Origin of the sequence: Clostridium algoriphilum, assembly GCF_020443705.1 — a bacterium.
GTDB classification, from domain to species: Bacteria; Bacillota; Clostridia; order Clostridiales; family Clostridiaceae; genus Clostridium_AD; species Clostridium_AD algoriphilum.
Genome location: NZ_JAIZZK010000030.1, coordinates 25,318 through 46,160 on the forward strand (window position 1 = coordinate 25,318; position 20,843 = coordinate 46,160).

At 33.3% G+C, this 20,843-nt stretch carries 15 protein-coding genes; all 15 read right to left on the bottom strand.

The features are described from left to right. Positions 1 to 13: 13 nt before the first annotated feature. A complete protein-coding gene (gene trsM, locus LGK95_RS17570; protein ID WP_226126215.1) occupies positions 14 to 727 on the bottom strand; it encodes a DVU_1556 family methyltransferase in 714 nt (237 codons plus the stop codon). Then, entirely contained in the window at positions 724 to 933 is a 210-nt protein-coding gene (locus LGK95_RS17575) for a DVU_1557 family redox protein (protein ID WP_226126216.1), read from the bottom strand. Before LGK95_RS17575 ends, trsM begins: the two co-directional genes overlap by 4 nt. Positions 934 to 935: 2 nt before the next feature. Further along, positions 936 to 3,209 (bottom strand): pyridine nucleotide-disulfide oxidoreductase/dicluster-binding protein, encoded by a 2,274-nt coding sequence (locus LGK95_RS17580; RefSeq protein ID WP_226126217.1) that lies wholly within the window; start codon positions 3,207 to 3,209, stop codon positions 936 to 938. A gap of 83 nt (positions 3,210 to 3,292) precedes the next feature. Continuing rightward, a complete protein-coding gene (locus LGK95_RS17585; protein WP_226126218.1) occupies positions 3,293 to 6,022 on the bottom strand; it encodes a molybdopterin-dependent aldehyde oxidoreductase in 2,730 nt (909 codons plus the stop codon). 63 nt (positions 6,023 to 6,085) lie between these two features. Further along, positions 6,086 to 7,108: a molybdopterin-binding protein gene (locus LGK95_RS17590; protein WP_226126219.1), complete on the bottom strand. Its 1,023-nt coding sequence runs from the start codon at positions 7,106 to 7,108 to the stop codon at positions 6,086 to 6,088. Between the two features lie 608 nt (positions 7,109 to 7,716). Beyond that, positions 7,717 to 8,763, bottom strand: a complete 1,047-nt coding sequence (locus LGK95_RS17595; RefSeq protein ID WP_226126220.1) for a glycerol-3-phosphate dehydrogenase — start codon at positions 8,761 to 8,763, stop codon at positions 7,717 to 7,719. A gap of 123 nt (positions 8,764 to 8,886) precedes the next feature. After that, the gene (fsa, locus tag LGK95_RS17600; RefSeq protein ID WP_226126221.1) at positions 8,887 to 9,537 is read right to left on the bottom strand and encodes a fructose-6-phosphate aldolase; all 651 of its coding nucleotides are present in this window, start codon (positions 9,535 to 9,537) and stop codon (positions 8,887 to 8,889) included. Between the two features lie 83 nt (positions 9,538 to 9,620). Beyond that, positions 9,621 to 10,097, bottom strand: a complete 477-nt coding sequence (locus LGK95_RS17605; protein ID WP_226126222.1) for a PTS sugar transporter subunit IIA — start codon at positions 10,095 to 10,097, stop codon at positions 9,621 to 9,623. Between the two features lie 355 nt (positions 10,098 to 10,452). After that, positions 10,453 to 11,724, bottom strand: coding sequence for a PTS galactitol transporter subunit IIC (locus LGK95_RS17610; protein ID WP_226126223.1), 1,272 nt, complete (start codon positions 11,722 to 11,724; stop codon positions 10,453 to 10,455). A gap of 109 nt (positions 11,725 to 11,833) precedes the next feature. Further along, complete coding sequence (locus LGK95_RS17615) at positions 11,834 to 12,124, bottom strand: PTS sugar transporter subunit IIB (RefSeq protein WP_226126224.1); 291 nt, start codon at positions 12,122 to 12,124, stop codon at positions 11,834 to 11,836. A gap of 130 nt (positions 12,125 to 12,254) precedes the next feature. After that, positions 12,255 to 15,182 (bottom strand): sigma 54-interacting transcriptional regulator, encoded by a 2,928-nt coding sequence (locus tag LGK95_RS17620; protein ID WP_226126225.1) that lies wholly within the window; start codon positions 15,180 to 15,182, stop codon positions 12,255 to 12,257. Between the two features lie 279 nt (positions 15,183 to 15,461). Continuing rightward, positions 15,462 to 16,736: a nickel-dependent lactate racemase gene (larA, locus tag LGK95_RS17625; RefSeq protein WP_226126226.1), complete on the bottom strand. Its 1,275-nt coding sequence runs from the start codon at positions 16,734 to 16,736 to the stop codon at positions 15,462 to 15,464. Between the two features lie 13 nt (positions 16,737 to 16,749). Then, on the bottom strand, positions 16,750 to 18,273 hold the full coding sequence (locus LGK95_RS17630; RefSeq protein WP_226126227.1) for an L-lactate permease: 1,524 nt from the start codon (positions 18,271 to 18,273) through the stop codon (positions 16,750 to 16,752). A 110-nt stretch (positions 18,274 to 18,383) separates the two neighbouring features. Next, the gene (locus LGK95_RS17635; RefSeq protein WP_226126228.1) at positions 18,384 to 19,781 is read right to left on the bottom strand and encodes an FAD-binding oxidoreductase; all 1,398 of its coding nucleotides are present in this window, start codon (positions 19,779 to 19,781) and stop codon (positions 18,384 to 18,386) included. Positions 19,782 to 19,873: 92 nt separating this feature from the next. Beyond that, positions 19,874 to 20,843, bottom strand: a 970-nt coding sequence (locus LGK95_RS17640) for an electron transfer flavoprotein subunit alpha/FixB family protein (RefSeq protein ID WP_226126229.1), incomplete at its 5' end; no start/stop codon positions are given.

Consider the following 20,843-nt stretch of genomic DNA (forward strand, 5'->3'; position numbering starts at 1 on the left):
ATAATACCTCCCACTATTTTTTTCGAGCAATAAGTAAAAAATATCCTGGTTTACAAAGCGTAAGTTTTTGTTGAAAATCACCACAACTACTACAAGTTGCTATTTTCCAAAATGTTGCCATTGAACCATATTTAAATATTATTTCCACCATAAGTTGCCTCAATAAATCTGTCCAATCCTCAATACATATTATTTCAAAACCAGAACTTACAATTGCATCCTTCAAAACATCTATATTAAAAAGTCCCCTCATACAACTATTAATATCATGTTTTTGCACTTCTTCAAGATATTCTGGTCTTCTTGCATAAACATCTGAAATAATAAAATATCCTTTATCTTGTAGAACTCTATGACTTTCCATTATGGTCTTTTCAAAGTCATCCATAAGGGACATAGTACACTCAGCCATAACCCCCTTAAAGAATCCGTTTTTATGTGGTAATTTTTCACCGCATCCAAAATCTATATTATGATTACCATATTTCTTTTCACCTAATTCAAGTAACTTTATGGAAGGATCAACTCCAAACGAATCTAAATTATATAGACTTTTAAGTCGTTCTACTGTTGCTCCCATGCCACAACCAACATCTAAAATTTTATTTTCATCCTCAAATTCACATAACTTAATAGCTCTATCAGTAAGAAAAACTCCACCTGGCCTTAGAGTGTCCCCTGTGACTCTAATCATATCTTCATTCTCAAAAACTGAGCAGCCCTTCATTTGTCCTCCAAGCTTTTTTCTACTTCAAGCATTTGACCAGCTGCCAGATCCTGTGTAATTAGAACATTTTTGCACTTAGGACATTCGAGTAACTCAATCTCAAAATTTCCTCCAAGGTACTCTGCTTTCACAGGACCTTCCTTAAGAGGTCCACCGCATTTTGAACAAATCCATTTAGTTTTTATATCTTTAGTATCTTTTTTCATAGTCATACTCCTTTTACATGCATTCTATGGCTGTAAGCATTTATAACTTTAAAAGAGTCATTAACCTTTTGGTACTCCACCCAGAAGGTTATATTTACAAACCTTCTCCATGCAAGAATGTGACCTGTTTCTGGATTATAAAAACTATTATTAGTTTTTTCTGCATTACCTATTACTCTTTTAATATCTCCCTCAAGAATAAGTTCATCTTCCATTTTACCTTTTAGTTCATCCTCAATAACTATTTTTATATCTTCATATTCATTCTTTATGTCCATTTTCTCACCCCATAAATTTTCAAGTAATTCCTTCTTGAGTTTGAATCTATTTGCTCGCCTGTCAGACAATGTTGGAACTTTCATGTCTGTAATTTCAACATTACCACTTCCATATATAAGGTCCAAAATATGATATGTCTTTTTACCTTTTAATACAAATAAATCTCTACACATTGCACAATAAGCAAGAAAATCATTTTCAGAATCCTTTATTCTATCCTCAGTTACTTCTTTGCTAAACTCCTTATTAGCATAATACACAAGCCCTCCATAACCACAACATTTTGTCTTTTCCTTTGTAAACTGGGGCTCTTCAATATTATAGTGGAGACTTTCAGCAATATTTCTTATACTTTCATGAATACCTTTCTCATTTCTAGTAGTGCATGCATCATGTACTGCTAAGATTTTACCATTTCCCGATTTAGAATCAAGTGGCAGACCTTTTTCATCAAATATCTCCCAAAGAGACTTAATTTTTATGTTTTTTAAATTTTCTCCGAAATTACTAAAACATGTAGAACATGCTGTTATAACAATAGGGTTACCTAACTTTTCTAAGTTTAATTTAGTTTTTTCTATACTACTATCATATTGTTCCTGCCTACCTGCCCACTTAGCCGGTGCTCCGCAACACCCTAAATATAATCCAACCCCGTCATCAAGTTTTTCCATTAAATAATTATAGGTTTTAATAACATACTCTGAATAGCTAGCACTTAGTTGACATCCAGGATAAAATACATACTTACTATTATTCTTGCCAGGTTGATGTTTTATTAATTCAAAATATTTACTATTAGTAAACTCCATATCTTTTAACGCAAAGTCATGAGCTGAAATTGGCATTTTATTTCTAGAAACCATGCTTTCCCTTGTTTCTTTAATTATGTCTGCCATATTTATAGATTTTGGGCATACAACGCCGCACAAACCACACTCTGTGCAAGAATTTATTGTTTTATTTGCATAATGATCTCCAAGAATGATACGTTCGTTTTGATTTATGGTTCTTATATAAGCTTTAGGATCCAATTTCACCTTTTGAAGATGCACACAAGCTTTAACACATTTATGACATTCACATTGAAGACATCTTAGAGCTTCATTAATTGCTTCTTCCTTTGTAAAAGCAGTATTTTCAGGCTTTATTCTTGGTGTGATTTTCTCTTTTTCTATATCCACCTGAAGAATACTTTTATAAGACCCTTCCTTTTCCCTAAGTGCAGTAAGAGATTTATTATACACAAATCTATCAATAGACACTGCTGCACATCTCCCTGTACGTACTGACTGTATAACAGATTTACGTTCACTAACAATTCGCCCGTAAGCAAAAACTTTCTCTATTTCTGTTTGCAAGGTAACTTCATTTACATCGAATTTTTCATTCCATTCTCCTGTACCAATAAAAACTGCGTCATACTCCAGAGTGATGCCTTTCAATTTTTCAGGAGTTATTTCTTGGTTTAATTTTATTTCAATGCCTTGCTCTTCTAATTTAATAATTTCTTCTTTTATTAGTTTTGGATTAAGTATTTGCTCTGGCATTTTTAAAAGAGATCCACCTACTCCATTTTCTTTTTCATATATATCAACACTATATCCCTTTTGATTAAGGTCACAAGCACATGTAATTCCACTTATACCACCGCCAATAACTGCTATTTTCTTGTTAACCTTTGGCATAGGAAGTGTTTTGATTTTTGCCCCTCTACCATAAATTACAGCTGCCTTTTCAAGCTCATGAATCGAGATTGCTTTACCATAGATATTAGTTACACAAGAATTTTCGCAAGGGTGGTCACAAACTAATCCTATTACATTTGTAAATGGTATTCTTTTTTTCAGTATTCTGTATGCCTCTTCAAAATTTCCTTTTCTAATTTCGCAAATAAACCCTTTGACATCAACGTGGATTGGGCACTCAGTAACACATGCAGCCGGATTATCATTTATGCATAACTTCTGCATGGAAAGAAGTTTCTCTAAATCCATATGTTGTTCCTCCCAATATTATTTTAAAGGAACCTAAAATGAATTTCTGATATTTCACTTTAGGTTCCAATAATAAATAATAATTATTTATTTAATTTTTTAATTCCAGCAAGGACTTTTTCTGGATAAGCTGGAAGGTGTGTTATTCTAACTCCACAAGCATTATATATCGCACTTATGATTGCTGAATGAGGAGATGACAACGGCATTTCACCCGCACCAGCTGCTCCATAAGGTCCAAGTGGTCTTGGAGTCTCAAGATATAGTAATGTTATGTCATCTGTTACATCTTTAATTTGAGGAATTCCACAACCAGTCAATGTAGTATGCTTTTTAAGATCTTCAAAATCCTCATATAATGCAAGACCAATACCTTGAACAAGTCCTCCCAGTATCTGACCATCAACAACAAGTTTATTTATAATGGTTCCTACATCTGAAACGATTGTTAACTTATCAACATGAGTTTTTCCAGTAGTTAAATCTACTGCTACTTCTGCGAGTAATACTCCATACATATAAACTGGGAATGGGTCACCTTGACCTGTTTCATTATCACAAGCTGTACATGGTGCGGTCCATTTCCCATCATATCTTGTTGATTTTCCCTCTGCAATCTGTTCATCATAAGTTCTATATGTTCCATCAGCTTTTTTAAGTCCATCAAGTAAGTTTTCACAAGCAACTCTTGTAGCATTTCCCGTAAGAACATTTGAACGACTCCCACCTGCAGGACCACTGTTTGGAGTAAAGTTCATATCGTTAAGTAAAAGCTTAATATTCTCTGGTTCATAACCAGCTTTTCTTAATGTTTCATGTGCCATCGTAAGTGTACCCATATCTGCACCTTGACCATGATCTTCCCATGAGTTAGCAACAGTTACTCCATTTTTAGTTATCTCTACCCATGCTTCCGAAGAATCTGCTCCATCAAGCCCACAGCTATACATAAGAAGTGATATTGCAGAGCCATATTTCTTATCTTCGCTTATTTTATTCTTTTCTTTATCATTTTCCTTTGCTTTAACATAAAATGGACGAATTTTATCTAGCAATTGTGGAATAACATAAACATCAAGTTTACAACCGTTTGGAGTTACCTCTCCTTCTCTTAGTGCATTATTGTATCTAAGTTCAAGTGGATCTATATCCATCTTTATTGATAACTCATCTACCATTTGCTCTGATGCAAATAAACTTTGTGGTGAACCAAAACCTCTGAAAGCTGCACCCCATCCATGATTTGTAGCAACAGTTCGTCCTGTTCCACGAATATTGTCTATCTTGTAACCAGCACCCATGAATTGAGATCCTCTAGTTGTAACAAGGTCACCAAATTCGCAATATGGACCGTGATCACAAGACCAATCTGTTTCTAGTGCTTGCATCTTACCATATTTATCTGCGCCCAATTTTAGATGCATCCAGAATGGTGATCTCTTTCCGGTATACGTAATTTGTTGATACATATTAAATTCGAGATATACAGGTTTTCCTGTATCCATTGCCGCAACAGCAAGTAAAGCTTCAATTGTTGGACTGAATTTATAACCAAAAGTTCCACCCGTTGGATTTTGTGCAATTATAACCTTATCTAGTGGAAGTCCAATACCCTCAGCAATCATAAGTGCATGGAAATGTAATGCAATGCTCTTTGAATGAATTATTAGCTTACCTTCTTCATCGAAATAAGCAAAACCTACGTCTGGCTCTATTGGAAGATGAGGCTGCCTTCCGACGTATAAATCATCTTCAACAACATAAGGTAAACTTTCCATAAGCGGTGCAGTTTCTTCTCCTTTAACAATTTTTGTTTCAAAATATATATTAGGTGTTCCTGGGTGTATTTCAATGGCATCTTCTGCCATAGCAGCTGGTGCACTCATATATGCTGGTAATTCTTCAATCTCAACAACAACCTTCTTAGCTGCATCTTCAGCGTGGGTAGGTGTATCTGCAAGTACCATTGCAATTGCATCACCAAATTGGAAAATTTTCTTATCATTTAAAATAGGCCTTTCAAGTCCATCTCCTTTATTCGAAGGAAAAGCTAAACCGTTAATTCTATTTGTTCCCTGTACATCCTTGTAAGTTAAAACTCTATAAACTCCAGGCATTTTTTCAGCTTCTGTAGTATCGATAGATAGAATATTTGCATGAGAAACGGTAGCCTGAACTAGCTTAATATGAAGAGTATCCTCTGGAAGAGTTAACCCAAGGTCCGCTCCAAATTCCCAAGTACCTGTTACCTTTGCACAAGCAGAAGGTCTTACAGCATCAGTGCCTACCAAACTAGCACCTTTAGGAAGCTTAAGCCACAATTGTTCTCTTGTAACCTCACCACGCATAAGTTTTGCAGCTTCCATTACTGCATCTACGAGCGGCTGATAACCAGTACATCTACATACGTTTCTATGTTTTTGAAACCAATCTCTCACTTGATCTCTCGTAGGATTATTATTTTCATCTAAAAGTGCTTTTGCACTTACAATAAATCCTGGAGTACAAAATCCACACTGTGCTGCACCATGTATCATCCATGCATATTGAATATCATGCAAGTTATCTTGAGATCCTATTCCTTCAACTGTTGTAATTTCAGCTTCATCCGCTACTCTCTTCATTCTAACTATGCATGATCTTACAACCTTCCCATCCATTATTATATTACAGGCACCACACTCACCTTTCCCACAACCTACTTTTGTACCTGTAAGAAACAATTGTTTTCTTAAAACATCAGCAAGTGATGTTTCTGGATTCACTATGACAGTTCTTCTAACATTATTAATTATTAATACTTTTTTCAACATTTTAATTCCCCCTCGTCCTAATTTAAAAGGCATAATCTTAATTAATAAAATTATAATTCTTTATTACCATTTTCCAAAACCACAGGTTGGAAAATTACACACACTGCAATTAGTGCATAATCCACCATGGCCCAGTTTTGTAATATCCTCTCTTTTTATCCTTTCACCAGCTACAATCTTCGGAAGCATAAGATCAAAAACAGTTCTTTTGTTATACATTACACATCCTGGAAGTCCAAGGACAGGAACATTACCCATATATGCCATTAGAAACATGGCACCTGGAAGTACAGGTGCTCCATATGATATAATCTTTGCTCCAGCTTTTTTTATTCCCGCAGGCGTAACATCATCAGGATCTACTGACATACCTCCAGTAACAACAATCATTTCAGCTCCCATTGAAAGTAATTCATTTATTGCATCTACAATCATATCCTCGCTATCGGAAACTATGATTTGCTTTATTACTTTACTTCCTACTTCGTCTATTTTTTTTCTAATAACAGGTCCAAATTTATCTGTTATTCTACCACTATAAACCTCGCTACCAGTGGTAATAATCCCCACCTTCATAGCTTTTAATGAAGCCACCCAAACAATAGGTCCTTCTTCTTTACAAATGTTATCGATTTGTTGAATTTTAGCTTCATCTATAAAAAGAGGTATAATCCTTGTTGCTGCAACGACAGTTCCTTTATCCACAACAATATCAGTATGCATAGTTGCAACCATTGCCTCATCTATCATATTGATTTTTTCTAATGCATTAAAATTCACTTTAAGTAAGCCTTTACATTCAGCTGACAAATTAACTTTACCTTCGGTGGGCTCAGTGAAAATAATTCTCTCACCTGCTACTACTCTTGCCATTCTTTCTCCAGCTTCATTTTCATGAAGTATTCCTTCCTTCATCTCCCAAACATATATGTTTTTCTTCCCCATATCCAACATCTTGGGTATATCTTCTTCTAATATTATATGTCCTTTTTTAAATGCAACTCCGTGAAATTCTCCAGGAACAATTTTTGTTAAGTCATGGCATAATACCAAACCTATCGCTTCTTCAACTGGAACAACCTTCATATCTATCCCCCCCAATCCTAGCGATTTTACCGTCAGTACTTCTATATTTATTTTCTTACATTATATGTAGCATTTATTGTGCCAATACAAGTGTATGAAACAAATCCGTGATTTACGAGGCATTACTTCCTATTTTTCATAATATATTTATTTGCAATATTACAACTGTTCCATATCGTTACACTTTTTTTAGAATCATATGTTCCATTTAAGAACAGTGTTCAATATTCCTACTCTTTTTCAGTTCTTTAAAGACTAGAGTAATTTCCTCAATAAATCTTTCCATCTATTTTTTAACATCCATTATCTTATTATTGACAGACTATTCTAAACTTATACTTTCATTATATAATTTATATATACTTTTTTCCACTTTATTTGATAATATTTTGTTTCCAAATCATTAAGTTTTAAAAATATATTATTTTAGCCTTAATTTATTTTTACTATTAATTAAGCCCATAATAATCCATGTCCCCGCACTCATTAAAATACGCAAATAAAGTGAAGGAGAGCTTTTCCTCTCCTTCACTTTATTTGCACCTAATATACTGTAATGTTACCATACCACAACTGAAACTCCACCTGGTATTACAGATACTATTTCATTATATTTTTTCTGTTTCAAAAGCCTTCCATGGTATGTCAACTGCTGCAGCACCAGCATTTATAATGTTATCAACATGCATTAGTAGTGGGAAATCACTAAGTTTAACAACCCCTCTAGCTGCTAGCTTACGTACGCCGCGTGCAGTACGAGTAGCAATGACTATTGATTCTAGGGTTACTCCTTTTAATTGTTTGATGGATTCTTCAATTGAAAATCCTTGCCCAAGTAAAGTTCCGACTTTACGAGTACGTCCACCGAATACAGTTACATAAAGGTCACCACCAGATAATATAATATTTTCTTCTCCACCACCAACTATCTCAAGAAGATGTTTCATTTCCTTTATGCTTTGTCCAAAAAGCCCAGCCTGCGAATTATAATGCTCGTGTCCAGAACCATCAGGTCCAATAGCGAGTCCAATAGCTAGTGATACACCCAGTGCATAAGCATTCTTAAGTGCAACTGCACATTCAACACCTACAACATCTGTAGATAGGCTTATATGATAGTATGGAGATTCAAACAAACTCTTAAGCATTCTAAGAATATCTATGTCATGTCCACAAAATGCAACAACTGAATGATCTTTGTCAGCTAGTTCATAACTAGTACATGGACCACCTATAGCATTAATAGAAAGTTTCTTATTCGAAATTAGCTTGCTTTCAAAGTATTGCGGATAAGTAATCATGCTGCCGTCCTCTTTATCAATCATTCCTTTTGTTATTGAAAGTAGAGGAATATTTTCAGGTATGATAGGCAATATGTTGTCTGCAAACCAGTCAACTCCAAAACTACTAACTCCACATATAACAACATCGACTCCAACTAGTGCTTTGTTTACATCTTCAATTTGATAATATTCAATTCCTGTTTTAGGTAATTGACGTTTTAATGTGGAATGAAAACCTGTAGTTTTTGCTAGATCAATGATATCCCTATCTAGTGGAGTACCAACTACTCGTACCTTGTTACCGTTTTCAGTTGCAGGAAAAGAAAGAGCGCATGCCATTTGTCCAGCTCCAATAATTGTTATAATTTTCATAATATTACCTCCTATTAAAATATTAATAAATTTAATTTTAAATCTAGATATCAACTTTTTTATTTAATTATTACCTTATATAACTAAAATTTCAGTTTCAATGATTAATTATATTTTTAAAAATTATAATTTTATTTTTGATTTTTCCCAATCACTCATAAAAGTTTCAATTCCCTTATCTGTTAGTGGATGTTTTATCATCTGAAGTATTACTTTAAGTGGTACTGTTGCAATATCTGCACCTAATTTTGCAGCTTCTATAACATGAATTGGATTACGTACACTAGCAACTATTATTTCTGATTTTATGTCATAGTTTCTAAATATTTGTACTATTTCTCCTATTAAGCTCATTCCATTGATACCAATATCATCTAATCTTCCCACAAATGGACTAACATAACTTGCACCCGCTCTAGCTGCTAGTAACGCTTGTGTAGATGAGAATATTAAAGTTACATTTGTTTTTATTCCCTCATTTGATAATACTTTTACTGATTTTAATCCCTCAGCTGTCATTGGTATTTTCACTATTATATTTTTATGGATTTTAGATAACTTTCTCGCTTCTTCAATCATGCCCTTATGTTCAAGGCTTATAACTTCTGCGCTTATGGGCCCATCAACAATGCTTGAAATTTCCTTTATAACTTCTATAAAGTCTCTACCTTCTCTTGCTATTAATGATGGGTTTGTTGTAACCCCCGCTATTACGCCTAATTCATTTGCTTCTTTAATATCATCTACGTTTGCTGTATCTATAAAAAACTTCATTTTATATCCCTCTTTCGTCTATATATTATAAGTGAGTTAATTTTTAACTTGTTCATCGCGATTAGTTAATACGCCTTGTTATTTTATGCTGTATATAACTTTTCATTTTGGATTATATATTGGATAATTTCATTTTTATCTTTTGCATTTATTACATTTTCTAAAAATGAGTCATTTTGTATTAGTGATACTAATTTTTGTAGCATTTCAATATGGCTATGTGCATCTCCCATTGCTAGCATAAATACCACACTTACCTCTATTGATTTACTCTCGTCCTCCATACATTGAAATACGACTGGGTTCTTTAAAGTTGCAACTGCTATACACGAATTAATTACATGCTCTGCGTCTGTATGAGGAATAGCTACATTATAATTGCTTAATGCTAATCCTGTTGGAAACTCGTTCTCTCTCTTAACTAATCCCCCATAAAAACTTTCTTTTACATTTTCTTTTTTATAAAGTTCTTCATGTAGAGCTTTAAAAACATCTTCTTTGCTTTTAGCATCTAAATTTGTTAAAATAACACCATTGTTAACAAAATCTACAACATCCATGAAATAACCTCCCTGTCTTTATTATTATTCAAAGCATATATTGTGCCAATTACCCGGCTTAATTTGTTTTACCTTGGAATAAATGTTTTAATTAAATCCTGTAGAATTAAACCGTTTACTTTATTATTCCATATATATATCTAAGCATTTCACATGCCAATTGTCTGGTTAGATTTGTTTTAAAAGATTAATATTTATGGAGTAAATAATAGCGCTAACTTATTCTCAATTCCTTCATCATTTTAATTAAAAATAAAATAAAGCAGAACTTTATGAATTAATCTTTTCATAAAATTGTGCTTTATTTGAATATAATATGTTTACAAAATTAAATACCTTAATGTATGTTCATTTGTTACATAACATGAGCAATTAACTGACCAAGTTTTAATATCAACCAATTGAATAGATTACCACCTGTATCAAGGTTTGACATTTGAGCCACTCCTTTTGGAATTGCAAACTGTGCCTGTTGTAACATTGTAGTATAAGTTGGTGCAAAGTCTGTAGCCATAAGTAACGATAACGCCATTAATATTGTACCCGCTATAACTGAATGTACTATGTTTCCCTTTGTTGCCCCAACTACAAATGCTAAAAGGAAAGGTATAGTTGCAAGGTCACCAAATGGTAAAACTTTATTTCCAGGTATAATTAATGCAAGTAAAATAGTGATAGGTACTAAGATTAAAGCTGTAGAAAGTAATGCAGGATGTCCAACTGCAAGTGCAGCATCGAGTCCTATATGAAGTTCTCTACCAGCGAATCTTTTCTGCAGAAAATCTCTAACTGATTCTGAAACCGGTATTAAACCTTCCATTATTATCTTAACCATACGTGGAAGAAGTACCATAACCCCACCCATTGACATACCAATTTGAAGTATTTTACCAATATCGTAACCTGCAAGTATTCCTAATGCACATCCGATTATTACTCCCATCATCATGGGTTCTCCAAAGATACCAAACCTTTTTTGAATGCTCTCTGCATCAGCATGTAAGTCTTTAATTATAGGAATTTTGCCAATACCTTTTGCGAGTAAAATTCCTATTGGTGCAAATGATGCAGTAGAACCAGTAGGAAATGCTATTCCCTCTAACCCATAGAAATCTTGTACCATTGGAGCTGTCCAATCTGCTACCTTAAGAACCACAATCTCGTAAAATATAGCAGCTGCTATTGCAAGCCCCCAATTTCCATTAGTTACTATAAACATTGTTGCTGCTGCTGCTCCAAAATGCCAAAAATTCCAAAGATCAATGTTCATTGTTTTTGTAGTTTTGGTAACTATCATAATAAGATTAACTACTATTGCAAGTGGTATAATCATTGCTGCAACCGGAGATCCCCAAGTTGCTGCTGCTGCTGATGGCCACCCACCATCTATTACAGTTAAGCTTAACCCAAGTCTGTCTACCATTGCTTGTGCAGCAGGTCCTAAAGTATTTATAAGTAATCCTAAAACCAAATTTATTCCAACAAAACCAATACCTATTGTGATACCTGATTTAAATGCTTTCTTAAAACCTTGGCCAAAACACATACCAATTATTGTAATTGATAAAGGTAACATAACTGTTGGTCCCAGCGAAAGAATATATTGAACAACTCCTAATATTGACATTACCAATATCCCCCTTAAATTATATTTTAAATAATCTTTTAAATTAAGTATCTATAATTATATCGTTTACATAGCTAGCAAATATATTACCAGCTATATATCATACCATTTATTCTTCCTTAAGAATTGCAACTATTTCTTTATCTAATTTATCCATACCAATGCCACTTATATATCCAACTGCTTTAATTGCGGGTATAGAATATTTCTTTGGTAATATTGTAGTGGATATAATCAAATCTGCTTCGTTCTCCCTTGATGCAACTTCTCCTATCTTACATTGTATGACCTGAGCATTAATTCCATTTTCCTTTATTAATCTTTCAACTTTTTCACATACTACTGTAGAAGTAGCGATACCAGCTCCACATGCAACTAAAACGATTTTCTTTTTATTCATAACTACACCTCTTTCATATTATTTTATTCATATCAATTAAATACATCGTATAAAAGGGTGTTACCTTACACAACATTCCCCTTTTATGTTATACACTATTCTATAGCATTTACCATGCCAATTTCTCGGCTTAATTTGTATCTGTTAATATAATATTTAATATTTCTTTACTAGTCACCGCACCTCTTATGAACTCTCTAATTTTTTCATTAGCAAATACTTTAAATAAATGAACTAAATCATTTTTTTTATCTTCTTTTATAGCAATCAATACTATTAAATCTGTCTTTATGCCATTTTCCCATTCAATAGGTTCTGTAAGCTTTGCAATAGCTATTGTTGATTTTTTAACATATTCAGGATACCCATGCGGTATGCCTACTTCATTATGCAAAAGTGTTGCCCCCATTGTTTCTCTCTTATATACACTTAGCATAAATTGTTCATCAACATATCCTTTGTTTTGTAACATGTTTACTAAGGTATCTATAACTTCATTTTTTGATGTTGCGTCTAAGTCACATAATATCAAGTCTTCATTGATAATTTTCTCTAGGCCATTGTGAACTTTGAGACTAATTCCTAACATACTCTTTATACTATTTATTCCGGGCCCTTTTATAAGCTCTTCAAATGAGATGAATGTTATATCTGCTACATTTGGATTTATTGTACCTACAATAGCTATTATATTATTCCTTTCTCCTAGCTTTTTTATTTCTTCTTCTATATCATCTTGTTTTATAATTCCAACAGGAATTATATCGGCTTTTTCCTTAACTTTTGGAATTATATCCTCAATATATTTTTTAATATTCAGAGCAGTACCCTCTCCAGTTATACAAAGTGTAATTATTGCCTTTGGCAATTTACTAATCTCCTTGATTCCTTCAATTCTACCAACGTAATGCTTGTCACCGTCGACAGCTTCTACTATTTCCTTTAAATTTGTACCTTCAACAAGAGCTCTTCTTAATGCTTCGAGTACCATGACGGTATCCACTCGTCCTACTGCCATTGTAATTATTCCAGTCTGTTTAGTAATTATTTCGCCAAAGGTTATAAGTGATCCCATATCAACTAATATAATGCAACCTTTTCCTTCATCAACACTTTTTACAACTTCAATTGTCTTTTCAAGAGCAGATTGCGGACTCTCATCCAGGGACATCTCTATTCCTACAGCATGATCTACCCCTAAAAGTCTGTTTGCAACCTCTGCCATCCCCATTGCAACATGACCATGGGTTATTATTATTACACCCACTCTTCCTTTTCTTATTTCATTTTTTCCGGAAAATGTTCTTAAATACATAGCAATAAATCCAATTTCATCAACTGGTAAAACTACACCTAAATCCTGGTTTATTATGTCTGCCATGAGTTTTGCTACTTCATATTCCTTAACATATTCAGTTAATATATTTTCTAGTTGAGGATTTATTATTTTTTTACCGCTTATTATTCTAGAATAAGTTGCACTTATATGAATGGCTAAAGAATAATAAAGGTTTTCTTCAATATCATGAAAATATTCCTTTGCTAGCTCTATTGCTTTTTCAACTGTTTTTGTTATTTTTTCACCAACGATCCCTTGAATCTCTTTTTTAGATATTGAATCTTTGGTATCAACATTTTTAACAAAGTTCATTAACTCAATTTCTACCTGTTTACCAACTACTTTATTTATTTGGTCTTTTGTTAATCCCTCTTTTTCGAGTTCAATAAATCTTTCTTCTATAAACTGGTATATATTATCTGGAAGTATGAATTTATCATCCTTTACAACTGTGTTAGTAATATTATTGGGACTTGCTATCACCTCAACATTAACGAATTGATCTATTTCTGGCTCTCTCTTATTTATCTTGAAGAGGCCTGTACTTACATGATTAGGTAAATGTGAAATTTTGATAGTTACATCTGTTTTTTTACTAACTATAGATGCTAAAAAACTTCTTGCGCAAGCTACTTGTATATCGCTTCTAAGTTGACCAATATTACCAGGGCAATCATATAACATCAAAGCTCTCACTACATCAGTATTTGCAATGATGGTTCTATCAATTCTAAATGCTTCCTTTGATAAAAACTGATTTATTATTTCATACCTTTCATAAAAAGGTCTATCTTTAAGTGGTGGTAATTCAATAAGCATTGGTATTCTTCTTCTAAAAGTAATTAAGAGAGATGATTCTGGATCTTCTGTAGTGGCTGTAATAATCATTATTTTTACAGTTCTATCACTATGGTTTTCACCAAGTCTTCTAAACTTGCCTTTATCTATAAGATAAAATAGCATTTCCTGACCTTCAGGAGGCAATCTATGTATCTCATCCAGGAACAATATTCCATTATCAGCCATCTCTACAATGCCTTCTTTACTTGTCTGTGCTCCTGTATAAGCGCCCTTTGCATAACCAAATAATTGAGCAAGAAGTAATTGTGGATTTTCAGCATAATCTGCACAATTAAAAACTATGAAAGGAGATTCTTTTTCTTTAACACCTGATTCTATAGCAAACTTATACATGCATTCTGCTAATTGACTTTTACCTACTCCTGTCTGCCCATATATTAAAGTATGCAAACCATTTGGTGGATAAAGTATAGCTGCTCTCGATAATTCAACTTTTGACTTTAAGCTTCCATCAAATCCTATTAATTCGTCAAATGCATAATTAATCTGAGTATTACTCCCTTCATTTTCTTCAGTGGTTACTAAGGTATTATTTTTTTCATTCTCTCGCTTATAGAATAAGACTTGGTCCTGCATAATCTTGATGTATTTAGATACTATATTCCGAGATATCTTAAATCCAGCTTCATTAAGCTGTCTTGTCATCTCTCTTTCTGATATATAAGGAACCTTACTTATAATACTTTTCATCTCGGCTTCCATTATGTCTTTTCTTCTATCTCTTGAATCACCTATTTTCAATGAATTTCTTGACTTAATTACATCAGCTCTAGTTATTCCTAATATTTTAGAAATTTCTTCATCAGTTAAAGGATTTTTCTTGTCTTCTTTATTTATTAGCTCTGATATATCTTTCATTATAATCCACCATCCTTAATATTAATTGGAGCAATATTCATGCCACCAAGTGGCATATTTTGTTCTATATTGTTATTTTATTTTAAATAACAATATAGCGTAATAAGTAATAAAACATGCCACTGTAAATATACAATCATAATATAGAAAACCAAAAATTACAATTTAATTATGAGGTACCCTCTTCTATTATCCAAAATATATTACCTCAACAATTAAATAAAGTGAAGGAGAGGTTTCCCTCTCCTTCACTTTATTTTTAACTAATAATTTTTTGTATTATCTTACTATTACTGAAACTCCATCAGGTATTACTGATATTGTTGCATCATTTCCCTTTATTTTAAATGCTCTTTCAAGTGCCTCTTCAAAGGTAAATGCATGTTGCATATGCATTTTCTTTATCATTTCAGGGTCACACATATCTGTAACAAGAATTACAGTAAACTTATCAAGTATACGTGCAAGAATTTGAAATTCCCATTGATCTGGTGCAGTGTCATTTCTGCCTATTTTAATTACCCTATCAAGAACCTCTCTTGGGCTGCTTGCATTTGCAATATTATCATAGAATGACTGACCACCATGTCCATCATTACAAGCAGACACCATAATTATAACTCCATTTTCCTTGCAAGTTGCTTCAGCTGCTGTCATACCTTTTACAGACTGATATATATTTTGGTCTAGCGGATAACCTCCATTAGTTGATATAGCAATATCTGCTTTAACAGCTTTCACAGATGCAAGTTCCATTACAAATTTACAACCTTCAATGTGGGCAAGTTCACTATCTCCTGCAAATGCGTTTATAACATTCTTCTCACTGTCGATAACAACATTTAGTATAAAGGCAAGTTTAGCTTGCTTTGCAGCATATAACATATCTCTATGAATTGGGTTATTTTCAATAACTCCAGACCTAGCGTATTCGCTTGCTATAAATTCAGAGCAATGGTTTGCCATAACAGTCTTCGCTGATGCCACTCCAGGGAGAACACTTTTCCTTCCTCCAGAAAATCCTGCAAAGAAATGTGGCTCTATAAAACCCTCTGAAATTAAAAGTTCAGCTTCCATCGCTATCTTATTAAGCAATAGTTCTCCACCTGATGGTAACATTCCAACTTTTACCATAGTATTATAATCCTCTGATACATGATTTATTATTACTTCATTATCTACAATTTCCTGACCAAACTTATTTACCATTTCCTCTCTTGTAGTTGGCCTATGGAAACCAGTAGCAATTAATATCGTTATATCAATTTTAGGGTTTACCTTTCTAATTCTACGTAATAGTATTGGCAGTGTCACTTTACTTGGTACAGGTCTTGTGTGATCACTAGTTATTAATACTAAGTTTTTCTTATTCTTAACTAACTCTTCTAATTTTGCACTCCCGATAGGATTATCAAGTGCCTTGTTTACTATCTCATCCTGAGTGTTTTCTACTTTATAATCATGAGCTTTTGATTCTAATATTGCTGCCAAATTTTTATCTGGTATTTCAATTTCCAAAAACTGTTTTGAATATGGTATTTTTATTTTGGTCATTAATATTACCCCCCTAAATTGTGAAAAATTTTGCTCCAAAGTACGTAATTAATCCTAAGATTACTACATATCCAAGGCAGAATTTTAATGTTGCCTTTAATATCTTACCCTCAGCTCCTACAAGTCCAGTAGCTGCTGTGGCAACTGCAATACTTTGAGGTGAAATCATTTTACCAGCGGTTGCACCACCAGTATTAGCAGCTGCTAACCAATAAGGACTCATATGAAGATTTTTTGCAACTTCAACTTGAAGCGGACCAAATAATACATTTGCAGATGTATCACTACCAGTTACAAAAGTACCGAGTGCACCTATAATTGGAGCAAATAATGGATAAAAGCTACCTGTTGCTGCAACAAGCACCACAGCAATAGATGTTATCATTCCACTATGACTCATTACTTTTGCAAGAGAAACTATAGCAACTATTGTAATCGCTGTTTTACTCATTTGTTTACAAGTATCAGTAAATACTTTTACAATCTCTTTAACCTTAGCTCCCTGAATAAGTCCCCCTATAAATGTTGCAAGAATTATAAGTGTCCCTGGGTTAGCAATCCATACAAAGGTACTTATTTTAGCATGCGGACCAGTATATATCTGGAGAGAAGTTTGTATAACTGATAATGGTTTATTGATTGCTGGAACTAGAGAACTCGTTATTAATATAAAAGTTAGTATTAAAATAAAAGGTATCCAAGCTATTATCCCCTGTTTTAGAGATACATTAACTTTTTCTTTAGCTGCAGTCTTTTTATAAAATACTTTAGCTATTGTAACTGTTACAATAATACAAACTATAGAACCAATTAGTGCTGGAAGTTCTGCTCCAATATATTTTGCAATTAGAAGTTCTGGTATTGCAAAAGCAAGCCCTGAAGCAATACAAATTAACACAACTCCCTTTATAGCCTTTATACTTTTACCTGTGAGCATTACTAAAACTAATGGTAAAATTACAATTAATACAAATAGTTGAATTCCAACTGCGTAACTTAGTGTAACTGGATTAATTGCTGCAACCTTTGCGAGAGTTGTTACAGGTAACCCAATTGCACCAAAGGCTGTTGGTGTTGTATTCGCTATAAGACATATTATTGCTGCAAATATAGGATCAAAGCCAAGTGCGGCTAAAATACTTGCAGGTATTGCAACTGCTGTACCAAAACCCGCAATTGCTTCAAGAAATCCACCAAAACCCCAAGCAACAATTAAAACAAGAATTCTTCTATCAGTTGTTATCCCGGTCATCATGTCCTTTATTACGTCCATACTTTTTGTATGAATAGAAAGGTTATAGGTAAACACTGCTGCAATTATTACAACAATTATTGGCCATATCGCCATGGCTGCACCCTCAAGCGTTGCCGTAAGCGCTTGACTAACTGGCATTTTCCAAACTAGAATTGCAAGTATTATTGTAATTACAAGTGTAATTGAACAGGTTTTATGTCCTGGCATTTTTAATACACCGAGTGAGACCATAAGCCATACGATAGGAATAAGTGCTATGAAAAATAATAAGTAATTATTCATCTTTTATTATCTCCTTTACTTAGTAATATTAGTTACAAGTTTGAAATCGTCTACATAGGAGCATTATATATCACCAACATCTATGATAGACATTGGCGATTATATTTGATTTATTGACAGACTTTTCCTGGATTTAATATGTTCTTAGGATCAAATGCTAATTTTATATTTTTCATAAGTTCTACATATACAGGACCAAATTGTTCTAGCATATATGCTTTTTTCGCAAACCCAATTCCATGTTCTCCAGATACTAATCCTTTGAGCTCTCTTGATTTGCTATACATTGCTTCAAATACTACTTCAATCTTCTTTTCCCATGCTTTATCTGTTAGCGCATCTTTTAATACATACACATGTAAATTACCATCACCTGCATGACCAAAACTTCTTATTCTTACATCAAATTCTTTTTGAAGCTCATTTGTATACTTAATGAATTCTGCAACTTTATTTCTTGGAACAACAACATCACATTCATCCATATCAGTTGTCGTTGCTTTAACAGCTTCAAGAAAAGCTCCCCTTGCAGACCAAACAGCTTCTTTTCTCTCATCTGTATCAGTTATAAATACATCAAGTGCACCTTGTTCAATGCAGATGTTAGCTACGCTTTCATAAGCTCTTTCTATTTCTTCTATACTATTACCATCAAAAGTTAATAATAAATATGCATCTGATGAATTATCAGGGAATTTCTTCCCAAGGAATTCTTCTGCAGCAATAATAACTTCTCTTTGCATAAATTCTATAGCAGTTGGCGCTGATTTTGATTTAACTATAAGTGGAACCGTTCCTATTGCCATGTCAAGATTTGGGAAAGGTATTAATAGCGATACAGCTTTTTTAGGTAGTGGTATAAGTTTTAATATTATTTTTGTAACTATTCCAAGTGTTCCCTCAGATCCGCATATTAAGTCTTTTATGCTATAACCAGTAGAATTTTTAACTACTTTTCCTCCAACATGAAGTATTTCTCCACTTGGAAGTACTACTTCAAGGCCTCTTATATAATCCCTTGTAACTCCGTATTTAACAGCTCTCATTCCACCTGCATTTGTGTTTATATTACCGGCAATTGTAGCAGACTTTTCGCCTGGATCTGGTGGATAAAATAAATCAAACTCTTCAACATATTTACTTATCTCCATTAAAAGCACACCGGGTTCAAGAGTTAATGTTAAATTCTCTTCATCAATTTCAAGTATATTATTCATTTTAGACATGTTTATCATAATTCCGCCGTAAATTGGAACTGACGCTCCAACAAGTCCTGTTCCTGATCCTCTTGCTACCACAGGAATCATGTTTTCATATGCATATTTCATAATCTTTGATACTTCATCAGTTGAAAGAACTTCAACTAATACGTCTGGCATTTTGCTTATTCCACCCATTTCATCATGGCTGAAATCATCATTTATTGCCTCGCCTGTAAATACCCTATCTTTATCTAGTACAGATACTAAAAACTCTATATCCTTATCATCAAGTTTTTTGTAGATCATAAAATTACCTCCTCGATTACTTATTTAACATATCCTCTAACTTATTCAACATATCCTCTAACTTGTTTATCACTTTAAACAGTTCTTAGAAGTTAACGTACGCAGAACTCTGCTCCAGAGTTTTTAATATTTTCAATTAATTGAGGAACTATTTCATAAATATCTCCTACTATTCCATAATGAGCTACATTAAATATAGAAGCATTTGCATCTTTATTTACTGCAAATATTCGCTCTGAACTATTCATGCCTGCAGTAAACTGAACTGCACCAGAAATTCCAAGAGCTATTATTAATTTTGGTTTAACTGTTCTACCAGAAAGACCAATTTGTTTTTTAGCATCTATCCAACCTGCTTCAATCGTTGGTCTTGTACCAGCTATTTGAGCATCAAGAAGATCTGCAAGTTCTTGAATCATAGTCATGTCTTTCTCTGATTTCAAGGCCCTACCAACTGCAATAATTACCTCTGCATCTGAAATATTTTCTTCAACTTCTTTTTTTGTAACTTTTAATACTTCAATATTTGATTTAAGTTTTGCTCTATCTAATTCACAAATAGTAATTTTACCTTTTGCCTCGCATAGTTTTTCAGGGGCATTCATAACTTTATATCTTACTGTCGACATCTGTGGTCTATTATTAGGGCATATAATTTGAGCCATAATATTACCGCCAAAAGCAGGTCTTATTTGTACAAGGTCTGTATTTTCTTTCATTTTAAGTATTGTACAATCAGCAGTAAGTCCTGTTCTAAATCTTGCTGCAACTCTAGGAGCAAGTGATCTTCCAATAGTTGTAGCACCAACAAGTAAAGATGATGGCTTAACCTTATTTACAAAATCTTCAAATGCAGCAGTATAAGGTTCTATTCTAAAATCCTTTAACTCTTCATAATCATATACAAAAACCTCATCTACTCCATAGTTAAGCAATTCTTGTGCTTTTTCCTTTATATCATGACCAATGAATACACAATACACTGGGAAATTAACAACTGCGGCAAGCTCTCTAGCCTTTCCTATAAGTTCAAATGTTACAGGATGTATAACCCCTTCAACA

Bases quoted from the DNA above. Each gene is read 5' to 3' on its own strand.
- trsM (WP_226126215.1), bottom strand. From the start codon at position 727: ATGAAGGGCTGCTCAGTTTTTGAGAATGAAGATATGATTAGAGTCACA.
- LGK95_RS17575 (WP_226126216.1), bottom strand. From the start codon at position 933: ATGAAAAAAGATACTAAAGATATAAAAACTAAATGGATTTGTTCAAAA.
- LGK95_RS17580 (WP_226126217.1), bottom strand. From the start codon at position 3,209: ATGGATTTAGAGAAACTTCTTTCCATGCAGAAGTTATGCATAAATGAT.
- LGK95_RS17585 (WP_226126218.1), bottom strand. From the start codon at position 6,022: ATGTTGAAAAAAGTATTAATAATTAATAATGTTAGAAGAACTGTCATA.
- LGK95_RS17590 (WP_226126219.1), bottom strand. From the start codon at position 7,108: ATGAAGGTTGTTCCAGTTGAAGAAGCGATAGGTTTGGTATTATGCCAT.
- LGK95_RS17595 (WP_226126220.1), bottom strand. From the start codon at position 8,763: ATGAAAATTATAACAATTATTGGAGCTGGACAAATGGCATGCGCTCTT.
- fsa (WP_226126221.1), bottom strand. From the start codon at position 9,537: ATGAAGTTTTTTATAGATACAGCAAACGTAGATGATATTAAAGAAGCA.
- LGK95_RS17605 (WP_226126222.1), bottom strand. From the start codon at position 10,097: ATGGATGTTGTAGATTTTGTTAACAATGGTGTTATTTTAACAAATTTA.
- LGK95_RS17610 (WP_226126223.1), bottom strand. From the start codon at position 11,724: ATGTCAATATTAGGAGTTGTTCAATATATTCTTTCGCTGGGACCAACA.
- LGK95_RS17615 (WP_226126224.1), bottom strand. From the start codon at position 12,124: ATGAATAAAAAGAAAATCGTTTTAGTTGCATGTGGAGCTGGTATCGCT.
- LGK95_RS17620 (WP_226126225.1), bottom strand. From the start codon at position 15,182: ATGAAAGATATATCAGAGCTAATAAATAAAGAAGACAAGAAAAATCCT.
- larA (WP_226126226.1), bottom strand. From the start codon at position 16,736: ATGACCAAAATAAAAATACCATATTCAAAACAGTTTTTGGAAATTGAA.
- LGK95_RS17630 (WP_226126227.1), bottom strand. From the start codon at position 18,273: ATGAATAATTACTTATTATTTTTCATAGCACTTATTCCTATCGTATGG.
- LGK95_RS17635 (WP_226126228.1), bottom strand. From the start codon at position 19,781: ATGATCTACAAAAAACTTGATGATAAGGATATAGAGTTTTTAGTATCT.